This is a genomic window from Clostridioides sp. ES-W-0016-02, from assembly GCF_020641035.1.
Taxonomy (GTDB): Bacteria; Bacillota; Clostridia; order Peptostreptococcales; family Peptostreptococcaceae; genus Clostridioides.
This window is the reverse complement of record NZ_CP061361.1, coordinates 914,352-939,732: the sequence shown is the minus strand read 5'-3', so window position 1 is coordinate 939,732 and position 25,381 is coordinate 914,352. Positions and strand designations below refer to the sequence as shown.

25 protein-coding genes are annotated in these 25,381 nt (G+C 28.3%); 8 read left to right on the top strand and 17 right to left on the bottom strand.

What is annotated here, in order from left to right:
• The first annotated feature begins 108 nt into the window (after positions 1 to 108).
• From IC758_RS04710 to IC758_RS04690, 5 genes are all read left to right on the top strand, one after another.
• The gene (locus IC758_RS04710; RefSeq protein WP_227824760.1) at positions 109 to 1,146 is read left to right on the top strand and encodes an ABC transporter substrate-binding protein; all 1,038 of its coding nucleotides are present in this window, start codon (positions 109 to 111) and stop codon (positions 1,144 to 1,146) included.
• Positions 1,147 to 1,945: 799 nt separating this feature from the next.
• Entirely contained in the window at positions 1,946 to 2,848 is a 903-nt protein-coding gene (locus IC758_RS04705) for an ABC transporter permease (RefSeq protein ID WP_227482956.1), read from the top strand.
• Positions 2,835 to 3,590: an ABC transporter ATP-binding protein gene (locus IC758_RS04700; RefSeq protein ID WP_227433316.1), complete on the top strand. Its 756-nt coding sequence runs from the start codon at positions 2,835 to 2,837 to the stop codon at positions 3,588 to 3,590. Before IC758_RS04705 ends, IC758_RS04700 begins: the two co-directional genes overlap by 14 nt.
• A gap of 153 nt (positions 3,591 to 3,743) precedes the next feature.
• Positions 3,744 to 4,766: a CD0873 family tyrosine ABC transporter substrate-binding lipoprotein gene (locus IC758_RS04695; RefSeq protein WP_227860793.1), complete on the top strand. Its 1,023-nt coding sequence runs from the start codon at positions 3,744 to 3,746 to the stop codon at positions 4,764 to 4,766.
• Positions 4,767 to 4,798: 32 nt separating this feature from the next.
• Entirely contained in the window at positions 4,799 to 5,815 is a 1,017-nt protein-coding gene (locus tag IC758_RS04690) for an ABC transporter substrate-binding protein (RefSeq protein ID WP_227433318.1), read from the top strand.
• A 213-nt stretch (positions 5,816 to 6,028) separates the two neighbouring features.
• Here the strand turns inward: IC758_RS04690 and IC758_RS04685 are convergent, their stop codons facing one another.
• The 4 genes from IC758_RS04685 to modA all read right to left on the bottom strand — a co-directional run bounded on the left by IC758_RS04685 (position 6,029) and on the right by modA (position 9,313).
• Complete coding sequence (locus IC758_RS04685; RefSeq protein WP_227433319.1) at positions 6,029 to 6,586, bottom strand: sugar O-acetyltransferase; 558 nt, start codon at positions 6,584 to 6,586, stop codon at positions 6,029 to 6,031.
• A 5-nt stretch (positions 6,587 to 6,591) separates the two neighbouring features.
• Positions 6,592 to 7,668: a sulfate/molybdate ABC transporter ATP-binding protein gene (locus tag IC758_RS04680; protein WP_227433320.1), complete on the bottom strand. Its 1,077-nt coding sequence runs from the start codon at positions 7,666 to 7,668 to the stop codon at positions 6,592 to 6,594.
• Complete coding sequence (gene modB / locus IC758_RS04675; RefSeq protein WP_227433321.1) at positions 7,669 to 8,352, bottom strand: molybdate ABC transporter permease subunit; 684 nt, start codon at positions 8,350 to 8,352, stop codon at positions 7,669 to 7,671.
• Between the two features lie 148 nt (positions 8,353 to 8,500).
• Positions 8,501 to 9,313, bottom strand: coding sequence for a molybdate ABC transporter substrate-binding protein (gene modA, locus IC758_RS04670; protein ID WP_227433322.1), 813 nt, complete (start codon positions 9,311 to 9,313; stop codon positions 8,501 to 8,503).
• Positions 9,314 to 9,505: 192 nt separating this feature from the next.
• On the opposite strand from modA, the gene IC758_RS04665 reads away from it, so the two are divergent.
• Complete coding sequence (locus IC758_RS04665) at positions 9,506 to 10,435, top strand: helix-turn-helix transcriptional regulator (RefSeq protein WP_227860792.1); 930 nt, start codon at positions 9,506 to 9,508, stop codon at positions 10,433 to 10,435.
• A gap of 171 nt (positions 10,436 to 10,606) precedes the next feature.
• Here the strand turns inward: IC758_RS04665 and IC758_RS04660 are convergent, their stop codons facing one another.
• From IC758_RS04660 to IC758_RS04625, 8 genes are all read right to left on the bottom strand, one after another.
• On the bottom strand, positions 10,607 to 11,056 hold the full coding sequence (locus IC758_RS04660; protein WP_227433324.1) for a hypothetical protein: 450 nt from the start codon (positions 11,054 to 11,056) through the stop codon (positions 10,607 to 10,609).
• 200 nt (positions 11,057 to 11,256) lie between these two features.
• Complete coding sequence (locus IC758_RS04655; RefSeq protein ID WP_227433325.1) at positions 11,257 to 12,228, bottom strand: alpha/beta hydrolase; 972 nt, start codon at positions 12,226 to 12,228, stop codon at positions 11,257 to 11,259.
• A gap of 189 nt (positions 12,229 to 12,417) precedes the next feature.
• Positions 12,418 to 13,272, bottom strand: a complete 855-nt coding sequence (locus tag IC758_RS04650) for a protein-ADP-ribose hydrolase (RefSeq protein WP_227433326.1) — start codon at positions 13,270 to 13,272, stop codon at positions 12,418 to 12,420.
• Between the two features lie 327 nt (positions 13,273 to 13,599).
• On the bottom strand, positions 13,600 to 14,544 hold the full coding sequence (locus IC758_RS04645; protein ID WP_227433327.1) for an ABC transporter ATP-binding protein: 945 nt from the start codon (positions 14,542 to 14,544) through the stop codon (positions 13,600 to 13,602).
• On the bottom strand, positions 14,537 to 15,562 hold the full coding sequence (locus IC758_RS04640; protein ID WP_227433328.1) for an ABC transporter ATP-binding protein: 1,026 nt from the start codon (positions 15,560 to 15,562) through the stop codon (positions 14,537 to 14,539). Before IC758_RS04640 ends, IC758_RS04645 begins: the two co-directional genes overlap by 8 nt.
• 73 nt (positions 15,563 to 15,635) lie before the next feature.
• A complete protein-coding gene (locus tag IC758_RS04635; RefSeq protein ID WP_227856068.1) occupies positions 15,636 to 17,204 on the bottom strand; it encodes an ABC transporter substrate-binding protein in 1,569 nt (522 codons plus the stop codon).
• A gap of 115 nt (positions 17,205 to 17,319) precedes the next feature.
• Positions 17,320 to 18,231: an ABC transporter permease gene (locus tag IC758_RS04630; RefSeq protein ID WP_227433330.1), complete on the bottom strand. Its 912-nt coding sequence runs from the start codon at positions 18,229 to 18,231 to the stop codon at positions 17,320 to 17,322.
• Complete coding sequence (locus tag IC758_RS04625) at positions 18,215 to 19,201, bottom strand: ABC transporter permease (protein ID WP_227433331.1); 987 nt, start codon at positions 19,199 to 19,201, stop codon at positions 18,215 to 18,217. The genes IC758_RS04630 and IC758_RS04625 overlap by 17 nt, the downstream gene beginning before the upstream one ends.
• A gap of 330 nt (positions 19,202 to 19,531) precedes the next feature.
• On the opposite strand from IC758_RS04625, the gene IC758_RS04620 reads away from it, so the two are divergent.
• Positions 19,532 to 19,966 (top strand): MarR family winged helix-turn-helix transcriptional regulator, encoded by a 435-nt coding sequence (locus IC758_RS04620; RefSeq protein ID WP_255605859.1) that lies wholly within the window; start codon positions 19,532 to 19,534, stop codon positions 19,964 to 19,966.
• A 2-nt stretch (positions 19,967 to 19,968) separates the two neighbouring features.
• Entirely contained in the window at positions 19,969 to 20,367 is a 399-nt protein-coding gene (locus tag IC758_RS04615; protein WP_227433332.1) for an HsmA family protein, read from the top strand.
• Positions 20,368 to 20,488: 121 nt separating this feature from the next.
• Here IC758_RS04615 and IC758_RS04610 read toward each other — a convergent pair whose 3' ends face one another.
• The 5 genes from IC758_RS04610 to IC758_RS04590 all read right to left on the bottom strand — a co-directional run bounded on the left by IC758_RS04610 (position 20,489) and on the right by IC758_RS04590 (position 25,335).
• Entirely contained in the window at positions 20,489 to 20,713 is a 225-nt protein-coding gene (locus tag IC758_RS04610) for a NifU family protein (protein ID WP_227433333.1), read from the bottom strand.
• A gap of 35 nt (positions 20,714 to 20,748) precedes the next feature.
• Positions 20,749 to 22,116, bottom strand: a complete 1,368-nt coding sequence (locus tag IC758_RS04605; RefSeq protein ID WP_227433334.1) for a M20 family metallopeptidase — start codon at positions 22,114 to 22,116, stop codon at positions 20,749 to 20,751.
• An 82-nt stretch (positions 22,117 to 22,198) separates the two neighbouring features.
• Entirely contained in the window at positions 22,199 to 23,713 is a 1,515-nt protein-coding gene (locus tag IC758_RS04600; protein WP_227860791.1) for a DUF6179 domain-containing protein, read from the bottom strand.
• Positions 23,714 to 23,736: 23 nt separating this feature from the next.
• Entirely contained in the window at positions 23,737 to 24,171 is a 435-nt protein-coding gene (locus IC758_RS04595; protein ID WP_227433336.1) for a DUF6323 family protein, read from the bottom strand.
• A 252-nt stretch (positions 24,172 to 24,423) separates the two neighbouring features.
• Entirely contained in the window at positions 24,424 to 25,335 is a 912-nt protein-coding gene (locus IC758_RS04590; protein ID WP_227856071.1) for a recombination protein NinG, read from the bottom strand.
• Positions 25,336 to 25,381 lie beyond the last annotated feature (46 nt).

Below are 25,381 nucleotides of genomic sequence, written 5' to 3'. Positions count from 1 at the left end.
TTTATTTATAAAATAATTTTAAAGTCATAATATTTTTAGCAATATTACAACCATTCATATGAATATATGAACATATATAACAATAAAATTTTTGAGGGGGATATAAAAATGATTAATAAAAAAAGATTGGTAAGTTTAATTTTAGCTGGTACTCTTGGAATATCTATGCTCACTGGATGTTCTCAAAATGGAGGCTCAGATGCTTCAAAAGACAATGAAAAAACAGACAAGAAAGAAATAAAAAATATAGGAATCACTCAATTAGTAGAACATCCATCTTTAGATAAGGCAAAACAGGGATTCATAAAAGCACTAGAAGATAAAGGTTATAAGGATGGAGATAATATAAAAATAGACTTCCAAAATGCACAAAATGATATGCCTACTACACAAAGTATTGCAAGTAAATTCGTATCTGATAAAAAAGATTTGATATATGCTATATCTACACCTTCAGCTCAAGCAGCTTATAATGCTACTAAAGATATACCTATAATCATGACTGCTGTTACAGACCCTGTAGAGGCTGGCTTGGTTAAATCTCTTGAAAAACCAGGTGGAAACGTTTCAGGTACATCAGATTATCTTTCAATTGATAAAACACTTGAATTGGTTAAAACTTTAACTCCAAAAGCAAAGAAAATAGGCGTTATATACAATACTAGTGAAGTTAATTCAAAAATACAAGTTGATTCTCTACATGATTATGCTAAGAAAAATAATTATGAAGTTGTTGAAAAAGGAATCAGTTCTTCAAGTGAAGTTAACCAAGCTATTTCTAGTTTAGTTGGCAAAATAGATGTTTTATATGTTCCTACTGATAATTTAATAGTTTCTTCTATGCCTATAGTTTCTAAAGTAGCTAACGAAAACAAAATACCTATAATAGCTTCTGAAGAAGGCTCTGTATCATCTGGTGCTTTAGCTTGTTGTGGAATAGACTATGAAAAACTAGGTTACAAGGCTGGAGAACTTGCTATTGAAGTGTTAGAGGGTAAACCTGTTGGTGATATACCTGTTGCTATGTTAGATGAAACTGAAATAATAATCAATGAAGATACACTAAAAGCACTTGACATGCAAAAGCTATCAGCAGATAATATAAAGTATATAAAGTCAGATAAAAATGCAAAATCTGCAGAGTAAAATGTAGTAAATTCAAAAAAGTAGGTAATATGAAAACTTTATATAGTAAGTACTCTTATCCACCCTAACCCTTTGAAAATTGTACTTATTGTAGCAATTTATTGCATATAAAGTTATTCATTTTCCATAAAGTCGTCTATTTTGACGACAGATTATGAAAGTTATATAACTTTCTAATCATTATTTGAGCTGTCTAAATAGAAATTTAAATTTCTTAGACAGCTTTTTTTTATAAATTTTAATATCTACAGCTTTATCTTCATTCCACATTTTTCTTTAATTAAATATTTTTTCACAAAATTCCCATTCAATTTATAAGTTTAGGATAACGTTTTTTCCAATTGATACATTCTCTTTTAAAAATTCCAAGTATACACTATGTAGTATCTTAATTAAATTTAGCAGTTGACTTTTATTATTGTATAATTTATAATTTATAACAAGTCAAGAATACATATAATTTTCTGACTAATTAAAATATTAAAAGGGAGAGATAATTATGAATACTTTATTAAACAATAAAAAATATTATTATTACTATAGCCACTATTTCTAGGGTTTGTACCTACGTTTTAACATAGATACAGACCCCTTAAGACTAGCAAAACTTTGGGATTGTATCTATGTAGGCTATATTGTTTATAGAGTTTTCATTTAACTATATAAGAGCCACATAGATTATACTATGTGGCTTATTCGTGTTTTTACCACATAGTTGTGTATACTATGTGGTTTTTTTATATACAAAATTAACAAATAATTAAAATTATAAAAATATTTTTAAAGGAGTGTTTTATTTATGTCAGGTATTATATCTGTAATGACGCAAAGTTTAATTTTATCAATCATGGCACTGGGGGTTTATATAACTTACAAAATCTTAGATTTTCCCGATATGTCTGCTGATGGTAGCTACACAATGGGAGCTTCTATTGTAGCATTTTCTCTTACTAATGGGATTTCTCCTATAGTAGCAACTTTAATGGCTATTTTATGTGGTTGTATTGCTGGTCTTGTAACTGGTATACTTCACATTAAATTTAAAATATCTAACTTACTTTCTGGTATTTTAGTTATGGGAATGCTCTACTCTATCAACCTAAGAATAATGGGAAAATCAAATATCCCACTATTTAGTTTTAAGCATTTATTCAATGGAGAAATATCTCCTATAGTTTTAGCTCTAGCATTTGTACTTATCTGTAAAGTGCTTTTAGATTTATTCTTAAAGACAGGTCTTGGATACACTCTAAAAGGTGTTGGTGACAACTCTCAAATGATTAAATCTTTGGGTATAAACATTGGTTCTATAAAAATATTAGGGCTTATGATTTCAAATGGACTTATAGCTTTATCTGGTAGTTTGATGGCTCAATTCTTAGGATTCTCAGACGTAAATATGGGTATCGGAACTTTAGTACTTGGAATTGCTTCTATCATAATTGGTATTACATTATTTAAGAAATTCACTTTTATTAAAAATACTACTGCAATAATTGTTGGTTCTTTCATATACCAATTCACTATATACTTTGCAATGAGTTTAGGTATGTTATCAACTGATTTAAAACTGATAACTGCCATAGTTATAATAGCTTTCTTAGCTACTGGTAACTTAAATATCTCACTAAAAAAAAACAAGTGCAAGGCTAGTACCAAAAATAAATCTGAAAAAAGAGGTGTTATAGATGTTACAAATTAAAAATCTTTCAAAGAGTTTCCCCAATCCATACGGTCAACCTAATACTATATTTGAAAATTTATCAATTGACATAGAAGACGGTGAATTTGTAAGTATCATAGGTAGTAATGGAACTGGTAAATCCACTTTATTAAATATAATATCGGGTCTTATAAAAGAATCTTCTGGCCAAGTATTATTAAATAAACACAATTTATCTAATTTGGCTGAACATAGAAGAACTCAAATAGTAAGTAGAGTTTTTCAAGACCCAAGTTTAGGAACTTGTCCCTCTATGACAGTTAGAGAAAATTTATCTTTGGCTCTTAATAAAGGTAAGTTATTAAATCTAAAAAAATGTCTTCGTTATAAAAGAGATTTTCTAGAAAATTTATTAGAAGGAGTTTCTCTAGATTTAAAAAAATACCTAGACGTACAAGTACAATTTTTATCAGGAGGTCAAAGACAATCACTTTCACTAATTATGTCATGCTTAACAAGTCCTTCAGTTTTATTACTTGATGAGCATACAGCAGCTCTTGACCCAAAAACATCAAATGAGGTAATTGAATTAACCGATAAAATTGTAAGAGAAAAAAATATAACTACACTTATGGTAACTCACAACTTAAAGCATGCTCTTCAATATGGAGATAGATTAATTATGCTCCATAAAGGTGAAGTTGTCTTAGATGTAAAGGGAAAAGAAAAAGAAGAATTAACAGTTGAAGAAATCTTAGAAAAATTTGAATATGCTGTTTAAAAGTATATATTATGATAATTTAATTTTAGCTTAGTTACAAATTAGTTTATTTATAAAATAATTTTAAAGTCATAATATTTTTAGCAATACTACGACCATTTATATGAATATATGAACATATATAATAATAAAATTTTCGAGGGGGATATAAAAATGATTAATAAAAAAAGATTGGTAAGTTTAATTTTAGCTGGTGCTCTTGGAATATCTATGCTTACAGGATGTTCACAAGGTGGAGACTCTAGCAATTCTAAACAAGAAAATAACTCTAAAGACAAAGAAGTTAAAAAAATTGGTATAACTCAATTGGTTGAACATCCAGCATTAGATGCTACTAAAACAGGATTTGTAAAAGCCTTAGAAAAAAATGGATTTAAAGATGGAGAAAATATTGATATAGATTTCCAAAATGCTCAAAATGATATGCCTACTACACAAAGTATTGCAAGTAAATTTGCATCTGATAAAAAGGACTTAATATTTGCAATATCTACTCCATCTGCTCAAGCAGCTTATAATGCAACTAAGGATATACCTATACTTATAACTGCTGTCAGTGACCCTGTCGCTGCTGGCTTAGTTAAATCAATTGAAAAACCAGGTGGAAATGTATCTGGAACATCAGACTTTGTTTCTGTAGAAAAAGGATTAGAACTACTTAAAATATTTGCTCCTAAAGCAAAGACTATAGGAATTATGTACAATACTAGTGAAGTTAATTCAAAAGTTCAAGTTGATGCTTTAAAAGAATATGCTTCTAAAAATGGTTTTAAAGTTGTTGAAAAAGGAATAACTACTTCAAATGAAGTCAATCAGGGAATTTCTAGCTTAGTTGGTAAGATAGATGTTTTATATGTTCCTACTGACAACTTAGTAGCTTCTTCTATGCCAATAGTTTCTAAAATAGCTACTGAAAATAAGATTCCAGTTATAGCAGCTGAATCTGGTCCAGTTGAAAAAGGTGCTCTTGCTTGTCAAGGTATAAACTATGAAAAACTTGGTTACAAAACAGGTGAAATGGCTGTTAAAATTTTAAATGGTGAATCAGTTTCTGATATGCCTGTAGCTACATCAGATGATACAGATATCATTGTTAATGAAGATATACTAAAAGCTTTAGGTATGGAAAAACCTTCTAATGAAAATATTTCTTATGTAAAAACTAAACAAGAATAAATATAATAGATTTTTATGAGGGAGTGGTCAAAATGAAGTCCAGTAAGTTGATAAATTTAATTTTAATTGGTGTTCTTAGTGTATCTACCATTACAGGTTGTTCTAAAAATAATGAAGGTGAGTCAAATAAATCATCTGATAAAAATAATGAAATTAAAAAAATTGGTATTACTCAGTTAGTTGAGCATCAAGCTTTAGATGCATCCAGAGAAGGATTCATTAAAGCTCTAGAAGATAATGGATTTAAAGATGGTAAAAATATAGAAATAGATTATCAAAATGCTCAAAATGATATGCCTACTACACAAACTATAGCTAGTAAATTTGTTTCTGATAAAAAAGATTTGATATTTGCTATATCTACTCCATCTGCTCAGGCATCATACAATGCTACTAAAGATATACCTATACTTATAACTGCTGTAACTGACCCTGTTTCAGCTGGATTTGCAGATTCTTTAGATAAACCAGGTAAAAATGTTTCTGGAACTTCTAATTTTACACCTATTGATAAGAGTTTAAAGGCTCTTGATATACTAATCCCACAAGCAAAGACTATAGGTGTTATATATAATACTAGTGAGGTAAATTCTAAAGTTCAAGTTGATAACTTGAAGAAATATGCAAATGATAAAGGTCTTAAAGTTGTTGAAAAAGGAATTAGTTCTTCTAGTGAAATAAATCAAGCTGCTTCTAGTTTAATGGGTAGCGTAGATGTTATTTATGCTCCTACAGATAATTTACTTGCATCTTCTATGCCTATCGTTTCTCAACTTGCTACTAAAAATAAAATACCTATAATAGCTGCAGAGGAAGGTATGGTAAAAGGTGGAGCATTAGCTTGCCAAGGTATAGATTATGAAAAATTAGGTTATAAGACTGGTGAGATGGCTGTTAAAGTCCTAAAAGGAGAATCTAAAGTTTCAGATATGCCTATAACAAGTTTAGAAGAAACTAATTTAATTATTAATGAAGATACTCTAAAGGCACTTTCTCTAGATAAACCTTCTGACAAGAACATAGTTTATATTAAAACTGAAAATAAATAATTTGACCACTCTAATTAATATAAAATGTGAAAATAAAGTAAAATTTAATGATATTTTTATATACAATCAATATGCCTGTTTCTATGAATCTTTCCAAACATAAAAACAGGCATATATTTTTATTTTAATATATTGTCTATTCAATTTTACATTGATATATTTCTTATCCAAAGATAATATATTAATAATCTTAACTTATTTATATAAATAAAATTATTCTTCTATATGTTTTATTACTCTACATGGATTTCCAACGGCTACAGTATTTGATGGTATATCTTTTGTCACTACACTTCCTGCACCTATTACCACATTATCACCTATAGTAACTCCTGGAGTTATAATCACGCCTCCACCTATCCATGCATTATCTCCTATCTTTACAGGTGAACCATACTCTATTCCTGAAATTCTAAGCTGTGCCTCAATTGGATGATAAGCTGTATAAATTTGAACATTTGGAGCTAACATTACATTATCACCAATTTCAATTTTACATACATCTAAAAAAATACAGTCATAGTTTGCAAAGAAATTTTCACCTACATGTATATTATATCCATAGTCACACCTTATATTTTGTTCAACATTTATTTGATTCCCAACTGAACCAAATAGTTTTTTTAAAATATCCACTCTTTTTTCATATTCATCTTCCAAAGAGTTATTAAACAACCTAGTTAATTTTTTACAATACTCTCTTTCTTTTACTAGCAATTCATCATTTGCATAGTAACCTTTCCCTGACAACATTTTTTCTTTTTCAGTCATATAAATTACTCCTTTTCTTTGCAATTGTACTTAAAGCAAAATAAATATTCCTGTGGAAAATCTAAATAAATGCTGTCTCCCTTATCAAATTTCATTTTGTTTTTTTCTAATTCTATCTGAATAGGCATACTTTTGCTAGATAAATTATTGTTTATAGCATATATAGTGTATGTAAATGGATTTTCTATAATGTTAATTAGTCTAAAACATAACTTGCCATCTAAATTTTCACTAGAATCTAAAACCTTAATATGATGCTCTCTGATTCCCACATATTCTATATTATCACCTATGTTTCCAGTTAATGTCAACTTACATCCCCAATCTGTAGCATAAATAGTATTGTTATCTATTCTATTTAATCGAGATATATTTTTACATCCTGTTATTTTTGCTTCTATAAGATATTTTGGAGACTCAAATAGTTCTTTTTTAGGTCTTTTTGGAAGACCTTCTCCTTTATTATAAACCATAATATCATCACAAACTCGGTAAGCTTCTTCAATATCATGAGTAACAAACAATATATCTCCCTTATAATCTTTTAACATATTCATAAGTTCTTTTTCCATATTACTTCTCAAATGATGGTCTAATGCAGAAAAAGGTTCATCTAAAAGTAGTATATCTGGAGATGTAGCTAAGGCTCTAGCTAGTGCTACTCTTTGTTGCTGACCACCAGATAATTGCCAAGGGTATCGACCCTCAAATCCATTTAATTTAAGTATTTCTAAATATTTCATTATTATTTCCTTTTTTTCATCTTTACTTAACTTTGAAAGACCAAGTTCGATATTTTGGCTTACAGTCATGTGAGGAAATAATGCATAGTTTTGAAATAAAAAACCAATGTTTCTTTCTTGTGTTGATAAATTTATCTTTTTTTCAGAATCAAACAATACTCTTTCATTTAATATAATCTTACCTCTTGTAGGTTTTTCAAGTCCTGCTATACATTTTAATGTCATACTTTTTCCAGAACCAGATTCACCTAAAAATCCTAAAATTCCTTTTTCCTGTTCAATTTTTACTTTTAATTTAAAAGAGGATAAATCTTTTTCAATATCTACATATAAACTCAACTATCTGCACCTCTTTCCTATTATTTTCTGCTGGAATTCTGACCAATAATTTAATAATAAAATCATTGCTATAGATATCGCTACAATAATCATAACCCACATCATAGCTTTATTCATATCTCCACCTTCAACTGCAAAAAATATAGCGATTGGCATAGTTTGAGTTTTTCCAGGTATATTTCCAGCTATCATAAGTGTAGCACCAAATTCTCCAAGTGCTCTAGCAAACGACAACACAAGTCCACCTATTATCCCAGGCCAAGCTAATGGTACTGCAATCTTTAAAAAAACTTTCCATTCATTAAGACCCAAGGTTCTAGCAGCAGACAACATGTTGCTATCAATTTGTTCAAAAGCTGACCTTGAAGTTCTATACATCATAGGAAAAGATACTACTACTGCTGAGATTACAGTTGCTGTCCAGCTAAATATTAAGGTTTTATCAAAATTCAGTAAAAATTTACCTACAAAGCCATTTTTCCCACATAACAACAATAAAAAGAATCCAACAACTGTGGGTGGCAAAATTAATGGAAGTGTAAAGATACCATCTATAATACCTTTCCACTTACCTCTATAGTTAGCCATAATATATGACACAAATATTCCTATTATAAAAGTTATTATCGTTGACAAAAAAGCTGTCTTAAGTGATATCCATAAAGGTGACCAATCTGTCCCCATTTTTTCCCTCCTTAATTTAAATGGAAATAGTGAAATTAATAAATATATTAATTTCACTATTTCCATTTTATTATAATATACAATTATTTTCAATTTTCATTTATTTATATACAACTTCTTTTTAATTACATATAAATTATTTGTAAGCTTATTCTACTTTTTTATATCCAAATTCCTCAAAAATCTTTTGTCCTGCATCACTCAACAGGAATTCTTCAAATTTCTTAGCAGCATCTGCATTTTTACTAGCTTCAATTACTGCAACTGGATATGTAATAGGTGAATGAGTTTTTTCATCTGTTTTCTCAACTACTTTTATTTTATCATTATTCACAGTGTCACTAAAATAAACGAATCCAACATCTGCATTACCTGATTGCACCCATGCTAAAACCTCTTTTACATCTTTCGCAAACACCAATTTATCTTTTAATGTATCTTTTAAATTTAAATTAGTTAATACTTCATCTGCATATTTACCTGCTGGAACACTTTCAGCTTCTCCAACTGCAATTTTCTTTACTTTATCTGTAGTTAAGTCTTTCATACTAGATACATCACTATCAGCTGAAGAAATAAGAACTAAATCATTTTTAACTAAATCTTTCATAGTATCAGAAACTAATAACTTTTCTTCATCTAAAGCTTTCATTTGTTTCTGACCTGCTGAAATAAATAAATCACATGGTGCACCTTGTTCTATTTGCTGTTGAAGTGAACCTGATGCTCCATAGTTAACTGTAAGCTTTACATTGGAATCAACTTTTTTGTATTCTTCTTCAATTTTTGCCATTGCTTCTTTTAAACTTGCAGCAGCAGATATGTTTAGTTCTACTGTCTCACTGCTTTTATTTGTTTTTTCTTCTTTACTATCATCTTTTGGACTTTCTTTACTACTACATCCAACTGTCCCCAAAGTTAAACATGCAACTAATCCTAATATTCCCAATATTTTTTTCATAATACTCTCCCTTTTTGTAAATTTGATACATATTTTAATTCGTTTTATCATGTTTTATCACGTTTTGTTATGTATAACTTAATTATATATACCTGCTAATAAATTTTCAAGTAAATTATTTATATTACTTTTAAATATTTTTCTACATTTTTCTTTTTTTAATGTTAAAATAACCTTATATGGAGGTGGATTATGGACTCATTATCATCTTTGACACCTGTTGAAGTAGCTGAATTATTAAAGATAACAAAAAATACTGTATATGAATTAATCAAAAGAGGTGAACTTCCTTCTTACAAAGTAGGTAAAAAAATAAGAGTTGATATTAAAGATGTCGAAGAATATATCAACAATCAAAAAACTGGTAAAATTAAAGATACACATTTTAACAATAAAAATATAGATATTGATAATAATTGTAAAATTATTATTTCTGGTCAAGATGTAATATTAGACATTTTAGCTAGGTCTGTTGAAAAAAGATTAGATAGAGTAAATACATTTCGCTCTTATATAGGAAGTTATAATGCTTTATATGAATTATATAATGGCAGGGTTTCTATAGCATCATCCCATCTATGGGATTTTGAAACAGACGAATATAATAGTACTTTTGTTAAAAAACTATTGCCAGGAATCCCATGTGTACTTATAAATCTAGCATATAGAATGCAAGGTTTTTATGTTGCTAAAGGAAATCCTAAGGAAATAAAAGGTTGGAATGATTTAACCAGACCAAATATAACACTTGTAAATCGAGAAAAAGGGGCTGGAACTAGAGTTTTGCTTGATGGCAAACTTAGACTTTTAAATTTTAATGGCACTGATATAAATGGTTATTATAATGAAGAATTATCGCATTTAGGTGTAGCAAGCAAGGTTTCTCGTGGTATAGCTGATGTTGGATTAGGCAATGAAAAAGCTGCTCTACAAGTAAACAATATTGACTTTATTCCTCTTCACAAGGAACGTTATGATTTGGTTATTAAAAAAGAAGACTTGAAAAACCCTGTCTACCAAACTATAATTAGTATAATTAATTCATCTGAATTTAAGGCCGAACTTCAAGGTCTTGGTGGATATGATTTGATTGACACAGGCAAAATCATAGCAGAAGTTTAAAAATAAAAATCGCAATCTATTTTTACATGACTTATAAATTAATTGTAAAGTAAATTGCGATTTTTATGTATGCCAAAAACGTACATCAAAAAATTCAGTCTATCATAAAAACCTATATTGTTCATTTTGGTAGCCACATATAAAATTCAATATACTAAATAGTTAAATATATTAATATATATTTACATAATAGTAATTTTCCTTAATGTAGATTAACGTATTATGTGTTTTTGATATGAATAATTTTCCTATCTTGTATACATGCGGTAAAATAAATGAGTTTAATAGGTTATATACAAAGTTGCTTTCTTCTTGTATCTTCTCAACTAATAAATTATTAATAAAATTATCTTTTTCATTTTCAATAACTTCACTCCAATTTATTTTAACTTTTAATATGTATCTTCCAACTAAGTATACACATTCTGTAACAAATAACAATAATACTATATAATCAGCTCCTCCTGATTGATATAAACTTCCTGATACTAAGGGTTTAGCAAAAAAGTTATAAAAATTTAAAGTATCTCCTGTATAGTCAAAAAATATTAATAGTAATCCCAAAACTCTTAATACTCTCATATTCAACATGCCTTTTTCTTTATTATTTTTGTTTTTCATATATACTACCTCTCTTTTCGTTAGATTTTATTGTATATAATACTAACTCTTTTATTTGAGGTACAGGTGAATTTAATTGGTAGTTATTTTCATTTTCATAATCAATTAATTCATATTAAATATTTGTATTTAATATGAAAAATAGCTTATTTATTTTGTAATAAAATAAATAAGCTATTAAAATATACAACTAATTTCTATTAATTGATAATACTACTATCTATAAACCTAAAAATTCTATTGAAATATGCTCTACTATCAGAGTCATATCCAGCAACATGTTCAATACCTTCTATGAGCCATAGCTCTTTTTTATTATGCTTGACTAAGTCATACATGGTTTGGCTATTTTGATAATTACAAACAGTGTCTTTTGTTCCATGTATAAATAGTATAGGAACATTACTCTTTTCGATTGCCTTATATGGTTCTACATCACTATACCAAAATCCAGATTTAAATTTATTATACACATCCCCACATGCTACGACATAATTTACTAATACATTTGGTATATGTTTTTCTATTACTCCCATTCTAATGGCATCCTTCATTTCAGAATATGGAGAATCCAATATATAAAAATCGACCTCTTGACTTTCTGAGTTTATAGCTGTATGCATAGCAGCTGTTCCTGCACCCATAGAAAATCCATGGATTCCCAATTTACCATCTGGGAATTTATTTTTTACAAACTTAACTATACTATCTAAATCATATCTCTCATAAAGACCAAATGTATAATTGTCGCCTCCACTATTACCAGTATTTCTTTGATTGTAAATCAATACATTATAACCTTTATCTAAGTATTCATATGCTATTTTTAGCATTTCATAGTGATTACTTCCCATTCCATGAACAATTATAATAGTATTTTTTGTTTTTATATTTGAATTCATAAAAAGACTTTCAAGTTTGTAATTATTAGAGCTTTGTATCATCAGCTCATCTGTCTTGTAGTTTTTCAATTTATCTAAGGGCTTATCTTTCCTCTTAGAAAATACTTTTAATACATCTTCTTTTTTTATTAACTGTTCTGAGCCAACTGAACTATCGTACACCAATTTGCCAAATATATACGATATGATTAACGGTATTAACAGAAATACAACTGATACAATTATTACCTTATTTCTTAAACTAATATAATTCTTAAAACTATTTTTCATATTTATTTACCATTTAATTTTCCTATATTTTGTTTTTTAAAAGTAATACAATCGCTACTTATACTACTCTTATGATTTCTATTATACCTATTAATCTACTAAAATTACAAATTATATTTTATCAATCATTAATATTTATAAGCTATTGCCTTATCTAATAAATATTACTAGATACTTTATTGGCAAGTGCTATCTAAATATTCTTCTATATTTTTCTTCTTCCTCTTCTGTGAATACATTAAATACAACTTTTAAATTTTTCTCAGGATTTTCTTTTAGCCATAATCTCACTCTATTTACAGCAAGATTAGCTGCTTCTTTTTTTGGATATCCAAATACCCCTGTAGAAATACCACAAAAAACGATATTCTTTATTTCATCAATTTCTCTTATAGTATTTAGAGATGATTTGTAGCAATGTAGTAATTGTTTTTCCTGTTCTTTGCTTGGCTGACCACCAGATACAATAGGTCCAACAGTGTGTACTACAAATTTTGCAGGTAGACAATAACCTCTAGTTATTTTAGCATCTCCTGTATATTCTAAATGTCCTTGTTTTTTTATTATTTTATCACAATCTTCTCTAAGTCTAGGACCTGCGCATGAATGTATCTCATTATCTACACATAAATGTAATGGTTGTAAACATCCTAATAGCTTATTGTTTGCAGCATTTACTATTGCATCTGCTTTTAAATTAGTTATATTGCCTCTCCATATAGCAATGCCTTCCTCAACTTCTTCTATATCATTTACATCTACTAACTCTCTTTCTTCACATTCAATTAACAATAAGTTATGTAACATACTAAGTATCTCTGGAGCAATTTCTTTTGGTGGATATACATTAAGAAGTCCTCTAAGTATATCTCTAGGCTTGATTTCATCATTTGATAAATTGTATATTTTAGAAGGAACTTCTTTTGAAAAATATGCAATTAAAGTGTTTATATTTTTCTTTCTTTGTTCGTCAGTTAGAGGTTTGATACTTCTATCAAAATCCTCAAATAAGTTTACATCATCAGCATAATCTCTCCACTTCATAGCTATCTCTCCATTCTTTTATTTTAGAATTATAAAAAATAATTATGTATTATGTACATACTTATTTATTTCTATAAACACTTACATAAATCCTGTTAAAAGTGTAAATTTTTTAATATTAATATATTTAAAGACAAAATATAGAACAATTTTAAGTATTTTATATAAACCTTTATAAAATAATATGCTACTTGCTAACACTTTAATCATAAAATTTTTAAAGATAATAATTAAAGGGAACGTTCTAAAGCTTACACTTTTACACATAAATTTACATACATAAAAACCACTCTAAATAAGCAACTCTTACCTAGAATGGTTTTTACACTAAACAACTTTTAAATTTTGTTGGTATTTATTTATATCTGATTTAGAAGCATATACAAAATGACCATCTGAAACCTCAATCCAACTTGATAACTCATCACTTGAACAATTATACATACTATAATTATATTCCACTCTATTTCTTACCTTAGCATATCTTGGGTCAGGAATAGGAATTGCAGAAAGTAAAGACTTTGTATATGGATGTATAGGATTATTATACAACTCTTCTGAATTCGCTAATTCTACTAATTTTCCATTATGCATAACTCCTATACGGTCACTAATATGTCTCACCATAGATAAATCATGCGCTATAAACAAACAAGTTAAATTCTTTTCTTTCTGTAATTTTTTAAATAAATTTACTATTTGTGCTTGTATAGACACATCTAAAGAGGCTATCGGTTCATCAGCTATTATAAACTCTGGGTCTACTGAAAGAGCTCGAGCTATACCAATACGTTGTCTTTGCCCACCTGAAAAGTCAGAAGGATATTTATTTGCATAGCTTCTATCAAGTCCCACTAAATTTAACATCTCATAGACTTTATCCAGTCTTTCTGCTTTATTTTTACAGACACCCTGAATTTTAAGTGGCTCTGAAATTATATCTCCAATTGTCATACGAGGATTTAATGATGAAGTAGAATCTTGAAAAATAATCTGCATACTTTTATTTACATCTTTTTTTACAAATTTATATGATTTTTTATCTGAGATACAATTTCCCTTATAAATTACGTCTCCACCAGTAGGCTCATGTAACTTTATTATAGTTTTACCAGTTGTAGATTTTCCTGAACCAGATTCTCCTACTAAACCAAATATCTCTCCTTTATATATATCAAAACTTATATCATCAACTGCTTTTACAATAGTACTTTTATCCAAATGAAAATATTGTTTTAAATTTTTTATTTCTAGTATTTTTTCTTTATTCATTAGAAATCACCCTTCCACCATTTACCCTAACTGGTATATTTATTTTAGGTGCATCTGGATGCAATAACCAAGTTGCTGCACTGTGTGTATCATTAATTTTAAACATTGGTGGCTCCTTTTCATAATCTATCCTAAGAGCATTTTTATTTCTTACTGCAAATGCATCCCCCTTTGGAGGATTTAATAAATTTGGAGGCATTCCAGGTATATTATACAAATAATCTTCTTGTGAATCTAAAGTAGGTAATGAACCTAATAATCCCCAAGTATATGGATGTCTAGGGTCATAAAATATATCTTCTACTGTTCCTATTTCTACAATCTTACCTGCATACATAACTGCTATCCTATCAGCCATAGTTGCAACTACACCTAAATCATGAGTTATAAATATTATTGATAAGCCTATTTTATTTTGTAGTTCTTTTATTAAGTCAATTATTTGAGCTTGTATAGTCACATCCAAGGCTGTTGTAGGCTCATCAGCAATTAATACTTCTGGATTACAAGCTAGTGCTATAGCAATTACTATACGTTGCCTCATTCCTCCTGAAAAATGATGCGGAAATTGTTTAAATCTTTTTTCAGGATTATCTATCCCAACTAATTCAATAAGCTCTATAGCTCTTTTCTTAGCTTCACTTTTACTTATGCCTTGATGGATTACTATAGCTTCAGTTATTTGCTTTCCTATTGATATGGTTGGATTCAAAGATGTCATAGGGTCTTGAAATATCATTGATATATCTCTTCCTCTAATATCTTCCATTTCTTTCTCAGATTTTTTAACTAAGTCCTTTGATTTAAATAGAACCTCTCCACTTTTGATATATCCATTATATGGAAGTATCTTTATCAAACTTTTGCATAATACAGATTTTCCACAACCAGATTCTCCAACTATAGCTAGTGTTTCACCCCTTTTTAGGGTAAAGGACACATCTCTCACAGCCTGTACTTCGCCTTCTTCTATTTTAAAGCTTACAGATAGATTATTAACCTCCAATAAATGTTCCAAAAACCATCAACCCCTATGCTATTCAAACCTTAGGGATATATTTCATCCCTAAGGTTTCTAATTAATCTAACTATTATTCTATTGTCCAATCAGCTATGTTCCAGAATATCCCTACACCATGATGACCTAAAACTGTATCAGGTGTTAAACCTTTTATATTTGGTTTTCCAACATATATAGCATCTATATAAGCAATAAATGTATATGGCATATCTTTAGTCATCTCTACTTGGAATTGTTTATATAACTTTAATTTTTCATCTTTATTTTCTGTTTCTCTTGCTTGTTGAAGTATTTTGTCTATAGTAGGATTAGAATAAGCACTGTAGTTTGCACCTTTATCTGTTCCAAATACTTTATATGTATGGTCATCTGGGTCAAATGGACTTCCCCAACCGATTAAGTGCGCATCTTGATTAGCCCAATCTGTTTCAGTTACAACTACAGCTTTAGCATCAACACCTATTTCTTTTAGCTGTTGTGCACATATTTTAGCCATATCAACTCTAACTTGGTCACTTTCGCCAGCTGTTATTTCAAAAGCTAATTTAGTACCTTCTTTTTCATATATTCCATCAGAACCTAACTTCCAACCTAATTTTTCAATTTCTTGCTTAGCCTTTTCTGGATTATATTCAAATTTCTCTATATCAGGATTATTATATGGTCCCATTTGTAAAGGTGAATATGCGGCTACACCATGACCCAATAATACACTATCAACTATTGCTTTTCTATCTATTGCATAACTTAAAGCATTTGGTAATCCTTTAGTCTTTTCATCTTTAAAGAATTTAGAATTGAAGTTATATAGTATACCTCTATAATCTGCAGTTTTCATTATATTTACTTTAAAATTCTTTTCGTCTTTCTCAAAATTAGACATATCTTTAGGAGTTACTTGTGCTAAATCTAATTCACCTGATTTTAATTGCATTGCTTTAGCTTTGTCATCTGGTACAATCTTAAATACTACTTTATCCAGTCCTGGCTCTTTTACAAAATAATCACTATTTTTAACAAGTGTTATACTTTGCCCTTTATCCCATTTTTCAAGTTTGAATGGTCCAGTACCTATTGGTTTTTGATTAAATCCATCAGTAGCTATATCTTTACCTTCTAATGCATGTTTTGGTAATATTCCAACTGTTAAATAATCAAGCATTGCTGTATTTGGTGCTTTTAAAGCAATTTTTATAGTAGTATCATTAATTACATCAATTTTTGTTATATCTTCATAATTTGATGCTATTTCAGAAGCATTGTCTGGATTCATTATAGTTTCCATTGTGAATTTAACATCATTTGCTGTAAATTTCTCTCCATCATGCCACTTAACATCATCTCTTAAATTAAAAGTATATGTATTTGTTGCTTCATCAAATTTCCAATCTTTTGCTAGACAAGGAACTACTTTATTATTTTCATCATGAGCTGTTAATCCATTAAATATCAATGAATTTATTTCGCCATGTTCATATAGTGCTGGATTTATACTTGTATAGTCATTACTTCCATAAACAAGTACTTTACCATCTTTAGGTTTATCTGTTTTTTTGTCCCCATTTCCTGCACTCGAACAGCCTGCCATTAGACTAAGTATCATTACTAGACTTAAAACTTTTAATTTTTTTAATTTCATGATGCTCCCCCTTTTGCTTTTAATAATAAATATTTTTTAAAGCTTTGACCCCATTTATTTAAATAGATATTTCAAATACCTTAGTATTTGCTTATTTAACACTTAAAACGCTGATTTATAAATTACTTGATTTTTTATTATTGCTCTTTCTTATATAATTACCAATATTAGTTATACAGACCAATGTAGTAACTAAAAATATACCTGGAATTAGGATAATCCACCATCTATTTGAAAGAAGTGCTTCTTCTGATAAAGATAGCATACTTCCCCAAGAAACAATTTCTATTGGCAAACCAATTCCTAAAAAACTTAGTGTTGACTCAGTTCCAATAGCTGCACCTATATTTGTTACTACCATAAACATTATTGATGCGACAAAGTTTGGAAGTAAGTGCTGTTTTAATATATATAAAAATCCTCCACCCATACTTTTAGCTGCTAGTATGTACTCACTATTTCTTATTTGTCTAACTTCAGTCCTTACAATCTTAGATATATTCATCCAACTTGTTATCCCTATTACTATGGACATAGATATTGGATTTGAATTCCCAAGTATCGCTTGTACAAATATTATAATTAATATTGATGGTATACTAAGTATGATTTCTGTAAATCTCATCATTGCATCATCTACAAGCTCAGATGCTGAACCGCTTATGCTACCATAAACAATTCCTATAATAGTTGATATTATTGTCGAAAATATTCCTATAAATAAAGATATTTTTCCTCCATACCATATCATAGAATATATATCTCTTCCCATTGAATCTGTTCCAAAGAAAAAATCTTTACTTGGAGCTAAATTAGAACTTACTAAATCCATATATGTTGGCTCATGTGTCATTATCAAAGATGAAAATACACTTCCAATAACTATAATGGATAAAATTATGATTGATATATATGGTAACTGTTTAAATTTTTCAAACAGAGTTTTTTTTATTTCTATTTGTTCATCTTTTACTACTGAAATATAATTTTCTCCTACAATCTCAAAATCACTACATTGCGGCTTCATTGTTATCACCTCTATCGTACTTCATTCTAGGGTCTATTTTATTGTTTATAATTTGAGCTAGCATATTTCCAAATACCACTAAAGCTCCTGTTATTAGACATAAAACTAATAACATATTATAATCGTGATACTTTGCACTCTCAAAACAAAGAGTTCCTAACCCTGGATAAGAAAAAACCTTTTCAACTACATAAGTTCCTCCTAATATATGAGGTATTGAAATAGCCATGATACTTATATATGATGGCATTATATTTCTCAGGCAATGCTTAAAAACAATGGTTCTATTGTTTAAACCTTTTGCTTTACATAGCAATACATAATCTTCTCTTATTTCTTCTAGCAATTTATTTCTTATCATATATGTGTAATACCATAAATGGCTCAATATAAGTACTGTAAGAGGTAATATTAAATGAGATATCCTACTTGATATACTATATTCCTCTCCCATTGAATAAGCTCCACTACTTGGAAGTATACTTAGATTTATACTGAATATAAGTATAAGTACTAAAGCAACCCAGAATGATGGAATACAATTGGTTATCGTACCTAGTTTACATATAACCCTATCTATAAGCTTATCTTCATGCAATGTACAAAAAATTCCTAAAAGTAATGCTAGAACAAAGGTAAGTATGTATCCTGAACCACCTAATATGATAGTATTTATATAAACATCATTTATAACAGAAGTAACATTTTGCTTATATTTAAATGAAATCCCAAATTCTCCTTTTGATGCATCTGAAATCCATTTTATATATTGACTGTATATTGGTTCGTTTAGACCAAGTTTTTTCATAGCATTTTCTTTTTCTTGAGTACTCATTCTTTCTACACCATCTCCATAGTAAGAAATTAATGGGTCTCCTGGAGCAAGTCTTGCCATATAAAAAACCACAAAAGATAATAAAAACATTACTAAAATAAACTGCAACAACTTTTTAACTATATCCTTTAACAAACCCCTATTCCCCCTTTTGTTGCAATAAAAAAAACCACCAAAAGCAAGCGTCAATCGACGTTTAAACCTTCGTGGTTTTATTATCATTAAATAAAAGTTAAATTTTAAATATTTATCTATAAACCAATTTTAGCATCATTTATGTTGTGTGTAAACAAACTTTTGAAAAATTGTTAAAATTTCATCAAATTGTTTTATTTTTACCTAAAATTAAATTTTTATGATATTACTAATCTCTTATTTATTACATAATTATTAAATTTTATATTGACTATTTACTGAAACTATATTATATTAGTTTCTATGCAAACTATCTAAGAGGTGATTTTATTGAAAACTAATTATGATTGTTTTAGAATAGCTATGCTTCTAAAAGAACTCTATTCTAAAACAATGTACACAGTAGAGGAAAATTTTAAGGAAAATGGATTAACACATCAACAGATTATAGTTATAAAGCTAATAGCTCATAATCAAGAACTAACAATTTCACAACTATGCGATGAGATGTCTTTAGCTAAAGGAACGGTATCAGGTATAATCAGTAGATTAGAACAATTTGGATATGTAGAAAAGTTCAAAAAATATGATGATAAGAGAAATACATATGTTAAATTTACAGAGGATGGACTTGAATTCGCCACAAATTTTAAAAGTAAAATGCAAGAAAGCTTTGATGGTATTTTTAAAAATTGTGATGAAAAAGAATTAAATGAATTAGTAAAAAATCTTAGAAATATATTAGCAAAAATAAAGGAGAGATAATTATGAGTTCTAAATTAATACTTGCAATAGTGTTTATAACATCAGCTTTAATTTTTTACACTATAGGTGTATTTGGAGAAAGAAAAGCTAAAATTTTAAAAAAGAAACATGTAATTATATTTTGGCTTGGTTTAATATTTGATACTTTAGGAACATTTACAATGAGTAATATAGCTAATAGCCACGCTTTTGAAGTGAAGTCTGTATTGTCCCAAAATCTTCATAGTATAACTGGTCTCCTAGCAATTGTGCTTATGCTTTTTCATGCAGGCTGGGCTACTTTTGTTTTGTATAAGGACGATGAAGATAAGAAAAAATTCTTCCATAAGTTTAGTATAGTTGTATGGACTATCTGGTTAATTCCATACTTTATAGGTATGTTTATTGGTATGGCTGGATAATAAATAAAAAAAAGTGTGTAAGAAAATGAATATACACTTACACACTTTTTCATATATATCTATAATGTTTTACTTACTCTTTTACACAGCTTAATAAATCCTTATGTATAATTTAAATTTATTAAACACCTAACACTTGAGTTACTCCTGGAACTTCGCTTACCAAAACATTTTCAATAACAGCTTTTATTGTCATAGTTGCTCCTGGACATCCACTACAAGCACCTTGTAATCTAACTAAAACTACACCATTCTCATTTACATCTATAAGCTCTACATCTCCACCATCTCTTTGTAATACAGGTTTTATCTTTTGTTCAAGTACTTTTTCAACTTGTTCTCTCATAGTTATTCCCCCCAGAAATATTTTTATTACCAAGATTATACCAATGGTTTAAATTTTTGTCCATCTAATGATTTTTCAAACTCTATATTTGCCTCATCAATAATCTTAGTATTCATAAATACATCATAAGCACTACAAGCCAATACCTTAGCTGAATTTATCATAGCTGAAAATCCTATACTTGAACCAGCTGATGCACATGACTGCCATGTGTGGCTTGCCACACCAACAGGCCATGCTGCCATTGCAAATTGAGCTACTGGTATCACATAACTTACATCTCCAACATCAGTAGAACCAGCTAATCCCTTATCTTCTGCTCCATCAGCTATACCATGATGTATATAACTGTCCACAATAGATTTATCGTCTTGGAATGCTGTAGCTACACCTAGTCTCTCATCCTTAGTAAGAGTAGCACATAATTTTTTTGCAAATTCTTCTTCTTCAGGAGTAGTTTTAGGAGTTCCAACAAGAATCATATTATCGTATACTAAATCAGTTAAACACTGATTTGGTATATAATCATAAATCCCATCAGTAATTACATACTCCATTTCAGTCTCTGTCATCATAGCTGCTCCTTGTGCCACTTTTATTAGCCTATCAAGAACATTCTCTGCATCCTTTGCTTTTTTACCTCTTATAAAATACCAACTTTCTGCAAAACCAGGAACTACATTAGGTCTTCCTCCACCATTAGTTATAACATAATGCATTCTTATAGAGTCAATTACATGTTCTCTTAAATAATTTGCTCCTACATTCATAAGTTCAACAGCATCTAATGCGCTTCTACCATTATGAGGGGCTTGAGCTGCATGTGCTGTTATTCCCTTAAACTTAAATCTAGCAGATAAATTTGCCAGACTTCCACCTCTCCATGTGCCATTTATATCAAAAGGATGCCATGTAAATGCGCAATCTACATTATCAAAACATCCATTTACACACATTACAGTCTTTCCTCCACCTTCTTCTTCAGCAGGACAACCAAAATATTTTATTGTTCCATTAAATTTATTTTTTTCCATAAGTTCTTTGATAGAAACGACTGCTCCTACACCTGCTACACCCAATAAATTATGACCACATCCATGTCCAGATTCTCCCTCTACCAATGGATTTTTTTCTGTACTCACAGATTGTGATAGTTCTGGCAAAGCATCATATTCGCCAAGTATTCCAATTACGGGCTTACCTTCTCCAAAACTCGCTATAAATCCAGTGGGTAAATTGTCTACTTCTTCAATTTCAAATCCTTTTGACTTTAGATATTCCTTTTGAATACTGCTTGCATACTTTTCTTCAAAAGCTAATTCTGGATTTTCCCATATTTTTTTAGATAAATCAATTAATTCTTCTCTTATTTCCTCAATGTTATTTATAATATACTCTTTCATAGTCTCCTCCACAGATATGTATTTTTGATATGCTTTATAAATTATATTATATACTAACATTCTATTTATTCACAATTTTTTGTTAATTAATTTGATTTATATATTCTTCTATACAATGTATTTTTTCCTTATTTTTTTTCTTCATAAATTCAATGTACTCTCTTTTCCATAGTGTAGTTTCATTATTTTTGTTTAGTAATAGTTCTAATAAATTAATTTCTTCCATTCTCATATCTTCATAAAATACTACACTTCCTAGTATTTCCAATTCAAATTCACTTAATGAAGCAAATAGCATTAGATAATCATCCCCAAATAAGCACTCAGATTCAAGAATATCAATAAAGTCTTTTTTTGCATTGATATTTTCCTTTATTATTTTTATTTTTTCAATTATAGAAGTACTCTCTAGTACAGCATTGAATATCGCTCTAAATGACTCATCATCTAATTTATTTTCATCATCAACAATATACTTTTCTAAAGGTTCACTTTCATTCTTACTTACAGTTATCATACTTTTAAAAGTGCCACTTTTTATTGAACTTAGTACAGACTCAATAAATATCTTCTCATATGCTTTTATGTATTTTATCATGGCTTCATCTTCTATATTTAATCTTTCTATCAAAACATCAATTGCTTCTTCAAGCAATAAAACTATTTTTTCATTTATTATACTTTCTTTATTTAGCTCTTCAGAATTATTAAAATCAAAACTATTACTTTCTTCAATAAATTCAACTACATTATTTTCCTCATATTGCTTAATTTCATCTTCAAAAGTATGATTGTATATGTTTTTAAATTGTTTTTCTAAAAATTCATATTCATATTCTGAAATCTTCAAATTAGTTGATTCATTACCTAAAATTGTAGAGAAAATAGAGTTATTTATAATAAGTTCAAATAAATTTATAAGTATAACATCACAATCTATTTTATAAGTTATTCCATAATCATAAAACAATTTTTCTCTATCTTTCTTTCTAAATAAATTACAAAATCTATTTTCTATATCCATACTCTCAATATAATTTTTCACATAATAAATTCCTTGAATATCCATATCATCTAATGCCAATGGATAATCTATACTCACTGGAATATCATATGCTTCAAATTTTATACTATAGTTTTTAAAGAAACCAGACAGTTCCATTAAAGTATCATTATACGCCATTAAATTAGTGTCTAATTTTCTAATTTTCATTACTTCATAAAATTTTTCTAACTCAAGTAAATCATATTCAAGAATTTTAATGCCTTCTAAGTATACATACTTAATATTTTTAGACGTCAATTCTGCAACTCTTTTTTCTATATTTTCAAGTTTACTTACATATGCATCAATAGAATACCAAATTGAAAGCAATAATTTTTCAGCAACTTCAGTCTTTACTGATGTACTTTGACCATTTGTATATTTTTTAATTAAATCTATAAGAATTAAGGATATTTCCTGTTGTATGTTATATACTTCTCTCTCATTTATTACTTTACAATCCATACATTCTTTAAGTAGAGATATTGCATATTGATTTTTTATTAGATTATTTTCATTTATATTGATGTTGGTTAGATTATTATTTGACATAGTAAGTTTCCCCTCTCATTAGATTAAACTTCTCCAAATTTAAACTTTTTTGCAAATTCCTCTGCTTCTCCCCTTACATTATCCATATTCCCTGTAAATTTTTCATAAAGTTCATCAAGTATTTCTATAATTTCATCATCACAAATTTTATCATCTGTTTCATTTTTTAAGTAATAAAAGATTTCTTGCATATCATTAATAATTTCTAAATAATCATCCATATTCGTAAACTGTGATGTATATATGTTTTCTATTAATTGTTTTGTAACTTTTATATCTAATTCTATTCTTCCATATCCCTTTAAAGTATCATTTCTTGAAGTTATTATATCTTTTACATCCGCTTCGGAAAGTACTAGACCATAACACTTAGATTCTTTATTGGTTTCAAGCAATTCATTTCTTTCTATTTCCTTTAAATTTTGATGCATAGAACTCAAAATAATAGGTGATATCATTTTAAAATTCTCCTTTTTTATTTTTTCTATTGACTTTTAATTTATTTTATGTTATATTTAAATTAGTATATTTATTAACTTATAGAACTACTTATAATAATATTATTATAAGTAGTTTTTGTCAACTCAAAATTACTATTTTAATTAAATTTTTCAATAAAAAAAATATATCATTACTCAGATATATTTTTTATAACTATTCATCAATTTAATAGTTATTTATAATTAAAATCTAAAGAATGATATATTAATTTACTTATCTTTTTTAGCTCTACTTCTGCTTTTCTTTACATTTGAGCAATTTCTACAGGAAGGTGAACAGTATTGAGATTTAGAATTTGTAGGTATATAAATCTTTCCACAATACTTACATTTATTTAAAGATGCAGGTTCACTTGTAATTGCAAATGCATATATAGTTTCAATAGCTGTTTTTAAAGAATTAAATTCCCATGCAATTGTGGGTTTATCTAATTGACTTATAGAAAATCCAATCTTTTGAGGGTTAAACCCTCCAGACATAATAGTCACACTTTCAGTTAGTAGGTTAGACATGTTTTTATAGACACAAATTTGATTAAAATGTCTACACATATCCTTAGCAAAATTTACAATCCAATCCAATTGTTCTGTATAAAACCTTGAAAATACTAAATCTAAAATCAATGGTCTTTTTCCAAAAAACTTGGGTGATTCCTCTCGTTTTGATACATCTATACCTCGTTTATATTTTTTAAAGTATACATCTTCATCACTTGCAAATGGGATGAACATATTTACATACTCATCAGTATTCAATATATTCTCTTTTGTAATATAATTCTTTTCAATCATCAGTACTCTTTCTTCACCAACAATATCTCTATTATATACACTTGAATAAATTAATCCTAACAACCCATATTTCTTTACAAATTCAAGTACTTCTTTTTTTAATCTCATTTCTTTAGTTTCTTTTGATATCTCTTGTAATGCTTCTTGTCCTATGCGAATTATATCTACTATAATTTCAGCTGCAACATCAAATGGATTGTACATAGTAAATACAGCATCTTCTGTTGGTACTATATACAGTTCATCTTCTTCAGTAATTTTATATTCATAATCACTATAGCGAATCCAATCACTTGCAAAGTTTCCAATTAATTCTATATTTTTATTCATAATAACAGCCTCCTTTGAATGTAATAGTTAATATTTATTAACTATT